The following is a 12435-nucleotide window of genomic DNA, read 5'->3' on the forward strand; positions in this document are numbered from 1 at the left end:
ACGCGCACCATGAACCTCGTCAGCCTCAACATCGAATCCATCCAGCTGGGCCATCCCCTGCCTTTTGTGCTGCGGGGGGCCGACGGCGTGTTGCTGGCGCAAAAGGGCTATGTGATCCGCACCCGCGACGAACTGGCCAAGCTGGTCGAACGCGGGCGCGAGCTGTGTGTGGACACCGACGAATCCGGCGGCAGCCACCGCGCCTACCTGGCGCAGCTGCAGCGCATGCTGATCGCCGACACCAACCTGGGCGAGATCGCCGCCATGAAGATGACGGCCGGCGAGCAGGCCGCCGCAGCGGCCGCTGCGCGTGCGGGCAAAACCCTACCCGACTGGCCCGAGCTGCAGTTGCGCGCCACGCAGCTGCTGCGCGCCCCGTCGCCCAGCGACTTTGGCGGTCGGTTTCAGGCCCTGCACGACGAGCTGGTGCGCCATTGCGAACAGACGCCCGACGCCACGCTGCTGGCACTGATCTATCTCTCGGCCCAGGAAACGCGCATGTACAGCGCCACGCATTCCATGCTGGTCAGCTGCGTGTGCATGGTGGTGGCCCGCGAGATGCTGCGCTGGCCCAGCGGCCGGGTGCAGCAATTGGGGCACGCAGCGCTGAGCATGAACATCGCCATGACAGAGCTGCAGGACCAGTTGGTGCTGCAGACCCAGCCCCTCACCGCGACCCAGATTGCCGCCGTGGAAGACCACGCGGCGCGGTCCGAGGCGCTGCTGCGCCATCTGGGCGTGGCCGACCCGGTGTGGCTGGAGGCCGTGCGCTGCCACCACCACCGCACGCCCGGGCCCCTGGCCAAAAAGACCGAAGCCCAGCAAATGGCCCGCCTGCTGCAGCGCGCCGACATTTTTGGCGCCCGCCTGGCCCCCCGCGCCGCGCGGCTGCCCATGCCTGTCACTGCCGCCATGCAGGCCAGTTACTACGACGAAGAACACCAGGTGGACGAGGCCGGCGCCGCCCTCGTCAAGACCCTGGGCGTCTATCCCCCCGGTGCCTTTGTGCGCCTGGCCAGCCGTGAAGTGGGCGTGGTCATCCGCCGGGGCACCACCGCCACCACCCCCCGCGTGGCCGTGGTGACCAACCGCGACGGCATGGCCACGGGCGAGCCCATTCCCCGCGATACGGGCATGCCGCCCTGGAAGGTCACCGGTGTGGTGGCTTTCAAGGACGTGCGGGTCAACCTGTCGCTGGACCGCCTGCTGCAGATGATCTGACGCCTTGGAGGGCGCTGCGAGCCCCCCGGTTCCACGCGCCGCCGCTGTCTGCGGCGGGCCACAGCTCCCCCTCATACCTGCATGAGGCGTTGCCCATGCGTGGCTCCTGCCGCCCGTCACTGGGGCTGAAGCTGTATCCACTCCTTTCCCTACCGCGCCATGGGCCAGCGCCGGTGGTACTGCGCGGCCGCTTTTTGGCCCCCGCGTCCCGCTTCCTTCCGAAATCTGAATCCAAACGCGTGCGCGCCACGTAAACCATTCAGTACAAATAAAAACTCATGTGGACAAAAAATGATGAAATGGTTAAATTGGCTGCACTCACTGCCCAAAGTCCTATGAACCGCCTTACAAGACTCCTCTCGACAGCCACCGCGCTGGCGGCCTGGTTGCTGCTGGCGCCCGCCGCCCAAGCGGCCGATGCGCCTGCAGCGTGCCCGGCCACGCTGCAGCACACCTTTCCGCGCCTGCAGGACGAAAAGCCGCAGTCGCTTTGCCAGTACAGCGGAAAAGTGGTTCTGGTAGTCAACACGGCCAGCTTCTGTGGCTTTACCGGCCAGTACAAGGGGCTCGAAGAGCTGTATGCCCGCTACAAGGACAAGGGGCTGGTGGTGCTGGGCTTCCCGTCCAACGACTTTGCCCAGGAAAAAGGCAGCAACAAGGAAATCGCCGACTTCTGCGAAAACACATTCGGGGTGAAATTTCCCATGTTTGCCAAAAGCAGCGTGAAGGGCCCCGAAGCCTCGCCGCTGTACCAGCAACTGGCGCAGCTGTCGGGCACGGCGCCCCGCTGGAACTTCCACAAATACCTGCTGGGCCGCGACGGCAAGCTGGTGGACAACTACTCCAGCCTGACCGGGCCGGACAACAAGGGCCTGGTGCGTGCCATCGAACAGCAGCTCGCCATGCCCACACCCCGGTGAGCGCAATGACTTCTTTACATTTCTTGAAAAAAAATACAGGCGCCCTCTGGAACTTCGCCGGAGCGGCCTCACTCTATCCATTGCGCAAGACGATTGCGCAGCGTACAGTTTTAATGTTGCGAAGCCTTTCGGGCCCCCGGGTTCCGACTGACCTCCTGGAGCGCTTCTCCTCCCTCCCTCTCTTATTCGTTTCGGGACGCTTCGCAACCTTTTTATTCCGTGCACCGGCCAGAGGGAGCCGGTCATGAAAATCGCCATCATCGGCTCCGGCATCTCCGGGCTCTCCGTCGCGCACCAGCTGCGCGGCCAGGCGGACATCACGCTGTTTGAGGCGGGCGACTACTTCGGCGGCCACACCCACACCGTCGATGTCACCCTGCCCGATGCGTCAGGCGCCCCGGTCACCCACGGCGTGGACACCGGCTTTCTGGTGTTCAACGAGCGCACCTACCCCCACCTGATCCGCCTGTTGGCCGAGCTGGGCGTGGAGACGGCCAAATCCGACATGTCGTTTTCGGTGCAGGTGCCCGCAGCCCTCGGCGGTGGCCGCGCGCTGGAATGGAGCGGCACCAACCTCAGCACTGTGTTTGCCCAGCGTTCCAACCTGGTCAACCCGCGTTTTCTGGGCATGCTGCGCGACCTGCTGCGCTTCAACCAACTGTGCACGCGCATTGCCGACAAGCAGGCCGAGGCAGCGCTGATGCAGCCCCTGGGCGACTTCTTGCGCGAGCACCGCTTTGGCGACGCCTTCCGTGACTGGTACTTCCTGCCCATGCTGGGCTGCATCTGGAGCTGCCCCACCGACCAGATGCTGAAGTTCCCCGTGGCCACCATGATCCGGTTCTGCCACAACCACGGCCTGATCCAGGTGAGCAACCGCCCCCAGTGGTGGACGGTGTCTGGCGGTGCGCGCCACTACGTGGACAAGATCGTGGCGGGCATTGCCGACAAGCGCCTGAACACCCCCGTGCGCCGCATCGAGCGCGATGCCGCCGGCGTGCGCGTGGTGACTGCAGGCCACACCGAACATTTTGATCAGGTGGTGCTGGCCACCCATTCGGACCAGTCGCTCGCGCTGCTGGCCCAGCCTTCAACGCAGGAGCGCGCCGTGCTCGGCACCATCCGCTACCAGGCCAACCGCGCCGTGTTGCACACCGATACGTCCGTGCTGCCGGCGCGCCGCGCCGCCTGGGCCGCGTGGAACTACGAACGTGCGCCGCAACGCAGCCGCGAGTCGGCCCGCGTGTGCCTGCACTACCTCATCAACCAGCTGCAGCCCGTGCCCTTTGCACAGCCCGTGGTGGTGTCGCTCAACCCGGTGCGCGACATAGCGCCCGAACACGTGATCGGCAGCTACGACTACGCCCACCCCGTGTTTGACATGGCCGCTATCCGCGCGCAGCAGCAGGTGGGCAAGCTGCAAGGGCAGCAGCACACCTGGTTCTGCGGCGCCTGGACGGGCTACGGCTTCCACGAAGACGGCCTCAAATCGGGCCTAGCCGTGGCCGAGCAATTGCTGGCCGCCCTGCCGGCCCCCCTGGCGGAGGCTGCGTGAGCCAAGCGCCGGCCCCCACCGCAGCGCCCCTGATCGGCTTCGGCCAGGTGCGCCACACGCGGCTGCGGCCCCGGCGGCATGCGTTCGCCTACCCCACGTTTTTCCTCATGCTGCCCATGCGCAGCCTGAGCGGCACGCACACACCGCTGGCGGTGAACCGCAGCGGCGCCATCAGCTTCCATGACGTGGACCACGGCGACGGCCGCAGCGCCGCGCAGGGCGGGGCGCTGGCCTGGCTGGACGAGTTGCTGCGCACCGAAGGCATCACCGACGCCACAGGTGAGGTGTGGCTGCACTGCTACCCCCGTGTGCTGGGCTACACCTTCAAACCCGTGAGCTTCTGGTATTGCCACCGCGCCGATGGCCACCTGCGCGCCATCGTGGTGGAAGTGAACAACACCTTTGGCGAGCGCCACTGCTACCTGCTGGATGCGCCGCAGTACGGCGTGGAACAGCAGGCACGCAAGGTGTTCCACGTGTCGCCGTTCTGCGAGGTGAGCGGCGGTTATCGCTTTCGTTTCATGCGCACCGAGGCTGGTGCACAGGACGCAGGCCGCACCGTGGTGCGCATCGACCACGACGACGACATCGGCCCGCTCATCCAGACCAGCGTGAGCGGCACCCTGCAGACCATCACCCCACAGACCCTGCGCCAGGCGCTTTGGGGCTACCCCGCCATGACACTGGCCATCATTGCCCGCATCCACTGGCACGCGCTGCAGCTGTGGCTCAAGCGCGTGCGTTTCCATCGCAAGCCCGAGGCGCCTGCCTCCATCGTGACCCGTTGATCTCCATGTCGTTCCAGCCCCGCGAGACCGCCGCTATGAACTCCACCACCGCCACCCGCTCCGACCGCAACGCGCAGGCCCTGCCCGCAGGCACGCCGGCAGCCGCCCGCACCGCGCTCAGGCTGCTGCAGCGCCTGCAGCACGGCCACCTCACGGTGCAGTTGCCTGACGGCACCCTGCAGCACTTCGGGCACGGCAATGGCCCGTCGGCGGCGATCACGCTCAAGAACTGGAATGTCTGCAGCGCAGCGCTCAAGTCGGGCGACATCGGCTTTGCCGAGAGCTACATCGCGGGCGACTGGACCACCCCACACCTGACCGATCTGCTCAAGCTCTTCATCGCCAACCGCCAGCAGGTGGAAGGCGTGATCTACGGCACCTGGGCCGGCCGCCTGCTGTACCGCATCAAGCACCTGCTCAACCGCAACACCCGCGCCAACAGCCAGAAGAACATCCACGCCCACTATGACCTGGGCAACGCGTTCTACGAACTCTGGCTGGACGATACGATGAACTACTCGTCCGCCTGGTTCGAGGGCGATGCAGGCGGCGACATGCGCGCTGCCCAGCACGCCAAGGTGCGGCGCGCGTTGCGCATGGCCGGTGTGCAGCCAAATTCCCGGGTGCTGGAGATCGGCTGTGGCTGGGGCGCGCTGGCCGAGATGGCGACCGTCGAATTCGGCGCCCACCTGACGGGCGTGACACTCTCCACCGAGCAGCTCGCCTTCGCGCAAAAGCGCATGGCGCAGCAAGGGGTGGCCGAGCACGCCGACCTGCGCCTGCAGGACTACCGCGACATCCAGGACGGCCCGTACGACGCCATCTGCTCCATCGAGATGGTCGAGGCCGTGGGCCGCGAATACTGGCCCACCTACTTCCAGTCGGTGAACCGCTTGCTCAAGCCCGGCGGCCGGGCCTGCATCCAGAGCATCGTCATCGACGACAGCCTGTTCGAGCGCTACATCAGCTCCACGGATTTCATCCAGCAGTACATCTTCCCGGGTGGCTGCCTGCCGTGTCCGCGCGAGTTCCGCCGCGAAGCCGAGGCGGCGGGCCTGCGCGTGGTCGACGAGTTTGCGTTTGGCCAGGACTACGCCGAAACCCTCAAGCGGTGGCGCGAGCGCTTCCTCGCGCAGCGCACGCAGATCCTGCAGCTGGGGTTTGACGAGCGCTTCATGCACATCTGGGAGTTCTACCTGGCGTATTGCGAGGCGGCGTTTGCGATGAGCAACATCGACCTGGTGCAGTACACCCTGGCCAAGGACTGATGACTGCTATGAAAAATATAGCTATCACCACAATATTCACTAGCGCATTGATGGCTTTTGGCCCTCAAACCGCGCTGGCGCAGGTTGCAGAGGCCAGCGCAGCCGCCGCAGCCCCGCTGTCGGGGGCCCGCCTGGTGGGCCAGGGCGTGCTGCGGTTTCTGGGGTTTGAGATCTACCGTGCGCGGCTGTGGGTGCAGCCCGGCTTTGATGCCGACAACTACGCCGCCCACCCCCTGGCGCTGGAGCTGACTTACCACCGCGATTTTTCGGCCGACGCCATCGCCAAGCGCTCCATCGAAGAGATGCGCCGCGTGGGCAGCTTCACGCCGCAGCAGGCCGCGCGCTGGCAGCAGGCACTGACCGCCGCGCTGCCGGATGTGAAGGCTGGCGACCGGCTGCTGGGCCTGTACCAGCCCGGCACGGGCGCCGTGTTCAAGATGGGCGGGCGTGTGGTGGGCGAAGTGCCTGACGCCGAGTTCTCGCGCCTGTTCTTCGGCATCTGGCTGTCGCCGCAGACCTCCGAACCCGGACTGCGGCAAGAGCTGATCGCGGCCACCCGCACTGCGGGACAAGGGCAGCAATGACCTCCACCACGCCCATGCGCGCCAGCCAAGGCCTGGCCTATGGGCTGCTGGGCCTGCCGCTGGCTTTTGTGGCGCTGCCGCTGTATGTGCTGTTGCCCAACCACTACGCCCGCGAGTTCGGCATGCCACTGGCCACGCTGGGCTCGGTGCTGCTGGCGGCGCGGCTGTTCGACGCGGTGTCCGACCCGCTGCTGGGGCGTCTGTCCGACTACTTGTTCAGCCGCTCGGTGCGCGCCGTGCTGGCGGTGGGCGCGGTGTCGGCCGTGGTGCTGGCACTGGGGCTGACCAGCCTGTTCTTTCCATGGGTGCGTGGGGCGGATGCACTGATTGCCTGGGCGCTGGTGGCACTGCTTATCACCTACACGGCCTATAGCCAGCTGGGCATTGCGCACCAGTCCTGGGGCGCACGGCTGGGCGGCGACGAGCTGCAGCGCGGCCGCATCGTGGCCTGGCGTGAGGGCGCCGCGCTGGTGGGCGTGGTGCTGGCTTCGGTGCTGCCCGCGCTGCTGGGCCTGCCGGTGATGCTCAGTGTGTTTGCCCTCACCCTGCTGCTGGGCTGGTGGGCGTGGACCAGAGCCCCGCGCCCCGCAGACCATGCTGAGGCCGTGGCAGGCGTGTACCGACCGGCACAGCGCGCCAGCCTGTGGCGGCCCTGGGGACGGGCTGCCTTTCGCCGCCTGCTGGCCGTGTTCATGCTCAACGGCATCGCCAGTGCCATCCCGGCCACGCTGGTGCTGTTCTTCATTCAAGACCGCCTGCAGGCCCCGCCGGCGCAGGAGCCCATGTTCCTCGCGGCCTATTTTGTCTGTGCGGCGCTGTCCATTCCGCTGTGGCTGCGTGCCGTGGCGCGCTGGGGCCTGGCGCGCACCTGGCTGGCGGGCATGCTGCTGGCGATTGCCGTGTTTGTGTGGACGGCGTTTCTGGGCGCGGGTGATGTGTTGCCGTTCATGGTGGTCTGCGCGCTGTCGGGTGTGGCCCTGGGCACGGACCTGGCCCTGCCCAGCGCCCTGCTGGCGGGCGTGATCGCGGCCGAGGGCGACAGCGGCCGGCACGAGGGCGCGTACTTCGGCTGGTGGAACTTTGCCACCAAGCTCAACCTGGCCCTGGCAGCAGGCCTGGCGCTGCCCCTGCTGGGCTGGCTGGGCTACACGCCGGGCACGCGCAGCGATGACGGCCTGCAGACACTGGGCCTGGCCTACGCCGTGCTGCCCTGCGCGCTCAAGCTGGCGGCAGCGGCAGCGCTGTACGTCCTTTTTCTCCGGCACCCACGCGGTGCGGCGATGGCTGGAACCTGACACCCATACCCCCAAGGCACAACCCATGATGCAAAGACGCCTCCTCCTCTCCGCCGCTGTGGCTGCGCCCGTAGTGCTGTCCGGCTGCGCCAGCCAGAACCTGGATGGCTACGCCACCGAGAAACCGGTGCTGGACCTGGCCCAGTATTTCAACGGCAAGATCGACGCCTACGGCATCTTCCAGGACCGCAGCGGCCAGATCGTCAAACGCTTCACCGTGGTGATGGACTGCAGCTGGAAAGGCAACGAGGGCGTGCTGGATGAAGCCTTCACCTACTCCGACGGCACCACGCAGCGCCGCATCTGGCGGCTGACGAAGCATGCCGACGGCCGTTACACCGGCACCGCCGACGATGTGGTGGGCACGGCCAACGGCCAGACGCGCGGCAACGCCTTCCGCTGGAACTACACGCTGGCCCTGCCGGTGGATGGCAAGGTCTACAACGTGGACCTGGACGACTGGATGTACCTCATCGACGACCGGGTGATGCTCAACCGCGCCACCATGACCAAGTTCGGCGTGCGCCTGGGCGAGATCACGCTGTCCTTCACCAAACGCGCACCATGAGCCTCAACCCTCCCTTGCGCGACTGGCAGGGCCGCCGTGCCTGGCTCATCGGGGCCAGCAGTGGCATTGGCCGGGCCACCGCAGCCGCGCTGCATGCGCGCGGTGCGCAGGTCATCGTGTCGGCGCGCAGCGGTGATGCACTGAACGCCTTTGTTGTGCAGCACCCCGGCAGCACGGCGCTGGCTTTTGACACCGCAGAACCGGCACAGGTGCAGGCCGCCGCAGCGCAGGTGCTCGCGGGAGGAGCGCCCGACCTGGTGTGCTACTGCGCGGGCTACTACCGCGACATGCGCGCCACCGACTTCGATCTGGCCGTGATGCTGCGCCACGAGCAGATCAACTACAACGGCGTGCTGCACGTGCTGGCCGCCATGTTGCCCGCCATGCTGGCCGCAGCGCAGGCCGGGCAGCCAGGTCACGTGAGCCTGATCAGCAGCGTGGCAGGCTTTCGCGGCCTGCCCAAGAGCCTGGCCTATGGGCCCACCAAGGCGGCCCTCATCAACCTGGCCGAGGCGCTGTACTTGGACCTGCACGACCTGGGCATGGGCGTGAGCGTGATCAACCCTGGTTTTGTGGCCACGCCGCTCACGGCGGGCAACGACTTCACCATGCCGGCCCTCATCTCACCCGAAGCAGCAGCGGCGGCCATCGTGCAGGGCTGGGAGCGGGGGCATTTCGACATCCACTTCCCCAAGCGTTTCACACGCGTGATGAAGCTGCTGCGGCTGTTGCCGTACCGTTGGTACTTCCCCGCCGTTCGCCGCTTCACAGGCCTTTGACTTTTGCGATGCAGCCCCCGAACACATCCCCATCCACCGAAGAAGCCGTCACGCGCGTTGTCGCATTCTTTGAAAACCTCTCGCCTGCCGACATAGCGGCCATTGGCCATTTCTACGCACCACAGGCGCGCTTCAAGGACCCCTTCAACGAGGTGCAGGGCGTGCCTGCCATCCAGGCCATTTTTGCCCACATGTTCGAGGCGCTGGAGCAGCCGCGTTTTGTGGTCACCGGCCGGGTGGTGCAGGGCACGCAGTGCTTCTTGACCTGGGACTTCCTGTTCGCGTTCAAGGACTTTCACAAGGGCGTGACGCAGACGGTGCGTGGTGCCTCGCACCTGGTGCTGGACGAACAGGGTCTGGTGACGCTGCACCGCGACTACTGGGATGCGGCCGAAGAGCTGTACGAAAAGCTGCCCGTGGTGGGCGCACTGATGCGCTGGCTCAAAAAGCGCGCCAACAGCTAGGGATCCGCTGCACGCATCGAGCGGTAAGTGGGCGCTGTGGATCGGAATGGTCTGCTAGGCGCAAAACGCAGCATCAGCTGTCGCTATTGCGAAGTGTTGCAACACCGCAGGCTGCCCGAGACCGCAGATGCTCACGGCGCGGCGATTCGTGCACAGGGTCCCCGGGGCCCGCTCACCCTCTTCACCCCACTGCCCGGATGCGCGAATGCCCGGGCAAGGGCACTGCGCGTTGCAACACGCCTTCGGCCAGCCACAGCGCACTGTTCCACGCCCGTTGCGCCACATAGGGCAGAGGCAGCTGCTGGTAGTCGTCGTTGAAGACCTCAAAGCTGTAATCGCCCTGGTAGCCCATGCCGTCCAGCGTGCGTACCAGTTCGGCCAGCGCCTTGCTGTGCACGCCTTCGCCAGGGAACACGCGAAAGTGCCGCGCGGTCTCGATGCGCTCTTGCACTGTGCGCGTTTCCTGCCACATGAAGTCGGACAGCTGCACGAGGTAGATCTTGGCGGGGTCCACGTCCTCCAGCGCCGCGAGCGGCGTGCTGGTGGCGAACTGGTGGTACGAATCAATGGCCAGCCCGAGGTTGGGGCAATCGGCCTGTTCCACGGCGGCCCAGGCCTGGTGCACCTCGTTGATGTGGCGGCCCCAGGAGAGGCCCTCAAACGCCACGCGGATGCCATGGGGCAGCGCCAGCAGGGCCAGCTTGCGCAGGTCGCGCGCAATCGCATCGGCGTCAGACGTGGCGTGCGAAGACGTGGAGCTGCATGCCAGCAGCACGGGCGCGCCCAGGTCACGCGCCATCAGGATCATCTGCTTGGCGATGTCCACCTTGTAGCTGTGCAGGTGGCCGGACAAGCCTTCAAAATCGCGCAGCACCTGGAAGCCCGTCACCCGCAAGCCGCTGCTGCGCACGGCGTGCACGGCGGCCTCGATGCCCTCGGGGTGGCCCACGATGTCGCGCGCGGCCAGCATGATCTGGCCAAATCCGGCGGCCTTGACGGCGGCGAGCTTGGCCTCCAGCGGGCCGGCCAGGCTGATGGTGTCCATGCCAAAGTCGGCGACGTTGCGTTGCATGGTGGATGTGCGCATGGGGCAGTCTCCAGGCTCAGCGTGCGTCCAGCACCAGTTCGAAGCTGGGAGCGCCGGCATCTGCGCGGGTGAGGGCGCCGCGCGTGCCCGTGTGCACGCCGGTGGGGGACTCGACGAAGTCCACGCCGCGCTCGCGCAGCGCTTGCACTGTGGCCAGCACGTCGGGCGCGCCAAAGGCCACGCGTTGCAGCAACTCTTCGGGGTCGGCTTCCAGCGCATCGACCAGCGGTTCGATGAGCTGCCAGTGCAGCGTGCCACAGGGGCTGGCCAGGATGCGGCCATGGGTGAGCACGCCAAACGACTGGTCCGGTGCCAGCTCGGCGAAGCCAAACAGCTCCCTGTAGAAGTGGATCCAGTCCTCGGCACGGCCCAGGCCGATGTACTGCACCACGCCAAACAGGTGCAGGCCCTGCAGCGCGGGCGGCCGCTGGTTGACGGTGGGGATGGGCACAAAGTCCACGTCGTAGATGGAGAACTCCTTCCAGCGGTCGACAAAGTAGATGCGGCTGGCACCCACCCCGTGGATGGCGGGGATGTTCAGCTCCATCACCTCGACCTCGGTGTGCACGGCCCAGGCGCCCAGTTCCAGCACCCGGCGGTAGGCCGCGGCCGCATTGCCCACGCGAAAAGCAATGGCGGCGAGCACCGGCGCTTCGGTGAGCGCGGGCGGGGCGTGCACGCCGGTGAGCTCGTTGTCCTGGTGGGCGTTGACGATGATGTTCATGTCGCCCTGGCGGTACAGCAGCACCTCGCGCGAGCGGTGGCGTGCCACAGGCTGAAAGCCCATGCGCTCCAGCGCCTGGCCCAGGGCCTGCGGACGGCTGGTGGCGTATTCGATGAACTCCACGCCCTGCAGGCCCAGGGGGTTGGGCAGTTCGCCCAGCGTTTCGCGGGCGGCCATCATCGGGGTGCTCATGGTGTCGGCTCCTTGGGGGTTGCGGCGGGCAGTGGCATCAGCGCGTGCTGACCAGGCGGCGGAAATGCGCATCCATGCGCGCCGCATCGGGCGCCTCGCCGGTGAACAGTTCGAACGCGCCCACGGCCTGGCCCACAGCCATGCCACCGCCGTCGGATACCCGGCAGCCCAGCGCGCGTGCGGCCTGTACCAGGGCGGTGTCGAGCGGGAAATACACCACTTCGGACACCCACATCGGGGGCCGCAGCAGGGCCACATCGAGTGGCAGGCCGGGCAGTTTGTCCATGCCCGTGGGCGTGGCGTGGATCAGGCCTGTGGCCTGCGCCATGGCCGATTGGATGTCGGAGGCTTCGGCCCGGGCGCCGTACAGCGCATTCACATCGGCTGCCAGTTGAGCCGCACGCTCGGGCTGCGCATCGACGATGTTCAGGTGCTCGGCGCCCAGCCGCAGCACGGCGTGTGCAATCGCAGCGCCTGCACCGCCCGCGCCGAGCAGCACCACGCGGCGCAGGTCGGCGCCAGGCAGTGCGCGGGTAAAGCCCCAAGCCCAGCCCGATCCGTCGGTGTTGTGGCCCACGAGTTTTCCGCCCTGGATGACCACGGTGTTCACGGCGCCCATGGCGCGCGCTTCTTCGGACAGGCTGTCGAGGTGCGGAATCACCGCCTGCTTGCAGGGGTAGGTCACGTTGCAGCCCGCGTAGCCCATGATGCGCGCCGCCGACAACAGCGTGGGCAGATGCTCCGCCGAGGAAGCAGAGCGGTCCAGGTCGATGAGCTGGTAGTGCAGGCGCATGCCGTGATGGCGCGCTTCTTCTTCGTGCAGCGCGGGCGACAGCGATTTCTGGATACCGGCACCGATCAGTCCGATCAGCACCTTGCGGGGGCTTGTGGATGGCATGGCGGACGTGGGTGTGGTGACCGGGGGATCAAGCAGCTGGGTGCTCATGGGGCGGGCGGGATACGGGGTGAATGCACGGCCGGGTGTGGCGA

General features: G+C 67.0%; 13 protein-coding genes. 10 read left to right on the forward strand and 3 right to left on the reverse strand.

Features of this window, described 5'->3' with window-relative positions; translation table 11 throughout:
- Positions 1-9 precede the first annotated feature (9 nt).
- The 10 genes from N4G42_RS23410 (at position 10) to N4G42_RS23455 (ending at position 9442) form a co-directional block, all read left to right on the forward strand.
- The gene (locus N4G42_RS23410; RefSeq protein WP_260668902.1) at positions 10-1221 is read left to right on the forward strand and encodes an HD-GYP domain-containing protein; all 1212 of its coding nucleotides are present in this window, start codon (positions 10-12) and stop codon (positions 1219-1221) included.
- Between the two features lie 335 nt (positions 1222-1556).
- Positions 1557-2141, forward strand: coding sequence for a glutathione peroxidase (locus tag N4G42_RS23415; protein ID WP_233584136.1), 585 nt, complete (start codon positions 1557-1559; stop codon positions 2139-2141).
- 244 nt (positions 2142-2385) lie between these two features.
- Positions 2386-3696, forward strand: coding sequence for an NAD(P)/FAD-dependent oxidoreductase (locus tag N4G42_RS23420; protein WP_260668903.1), 1311 nt, complete (start codon positions 2386-2388; stop codon positions 3694-3696).
- Positions 3693-4484, forward strand: a complete 792-nt coding sequence (locus N4G42_RS23425) for a DUF1365 domain-containing protein (RefSeq protein WP_260668904.1) — start codon at positions 3693-3695, stop codon at positions 4482-4484. The genes N4G42_RS23420 and N4G42_RS23425 overlap by 4 nt, the downstream gene beginning before the upstream one ends.
- A 35-nt stretch (positions 4485-4519) precedes the next feature.
- A complete protein-coding gene (locus tag N4G42_RS23430; protein WP_260668905.1) occupies positions 4520-5752 on the forward strand; it encodes an SAM-dependent methyltransferase in 1233 nt (410 codons plus the stop codon).
- Between the two features lie 50 nt (positions 5753-5802).
- Positions 5803-6336 (forward strand): chalcone isomerase family protein, encoded by a 534-nt coding sequence (locus N4G42_RS23435; RefSeq protein WP_260668943.1) that lies wholly within the window; start codon positions 5803-5805, stop codon positions 6334-6336.
- Positions 6333-7631, forward strand: coding sequence for an MFS transporter (locus N4G42_RS23440; RefSeq protein WP_260668906.1), 1299 nt, complete (start codon positions 6333-6335; stop codon positions 7629-7631). The genes N4G42_RS23435 and N4G42_RS23440 overlap by 4 nt, the downstream gene beginning before the upstream one ends.
- Positions 7632-7656: 25 nt before the next feature.
- On the forward strand, positions 7657-8199 hold the full coding sequence (locus N4G42_RS23445) for a DUF3833 domain-containing protein (protein WP_056056565.1): 543 nt from the start codon (positions 7657-7659) through the stop codon (positions 8197-8199).
- Complete coding sequence (locus N4G42_RS23450) at positions 8196-8978, forward strand: SDR family NAD(P)-dependent oxidoreductase (RefSeq protein ID WP_260668907.1); 783 nt, start codon at positions 8196-8198, stop codon at positions 8976-8978. Before N4G42_RS23445 ends, N4G42_RS23450 begins: the two co-directional genes overlap by 4 nt.
- A gap of 8 nt (positions 8979-8986) precedes the next feature.
- Positions 8987-9442, forward strand: a complete 456-nt coding sequence (locus N4G42_RS23455) for a nuclear transport factor 2 family protein (RefSeq protein ID WP_116748307.1) — start codon at positions 8987-8989, stop codon at positions 9440-9442.
- 181 nt (positions 9443-9623) lie between these two features.
- Here N4G42_RS23455 and N4G42_RS23460 read toward each other — a convergent pair whose 3' ends face one another.
- Genes N4G42_RS23460 through N4G42_RS23470 form a run of 3 tightly spaced genes read right to left on the reverse strand, consistent with a single transcriptional unit; the run spans position 9624 to position 12391 of the window.
- Positions 9624-10529 (reverse strand): sugar phosphate isomerase/epimerase family protein, encoded by a 906-nt coding sequence (locus N4G42_RS23460; RefSeq protein WP_056742851.1) that lies wholly within the window; start codon positions 10527-10529, stop codon positions 9624-9626.
- Between the two features lie 16 nt (positions 10530-10545).
- Positions 10546-11445 carry a VOC family protein gene (locus N4G42_RS23465; RefSeq protein WP_056743221.1) on the reverse strand — a complete coding sequence of 300 codons (900 nt, stop codon included), beginning with the start codon at positions 11443-11445 and terminating at the stop codon, positions 10546-10548.
- Positions 11446-11482: 37 nt separating this feature from the next.
- Positions 11483-12391 carry a shikimate dehydrogenase gene (locus N4G42_RS23470; RefSeq protein ID WP_260668908.1) on the reverse strand — a complete coding sequence of 303 codons (909 nt, stop codon included), beginning with the start codon at positions 12389-12391 and terminating at the stop codon, positions 11483-11485.
- Positions 12392-12435 lie beyond the last annotated feature (44 nt).

Source organism: Acidovorax sp. K2F (assembly GCF_025246485.1).
Lineage (GTDB): Bacteria > Pseudomonadota > Gammaproteobacteria > Burkholderiales > Burkholderiaceae_C > Acidovorax > Acidovorax delafieldii.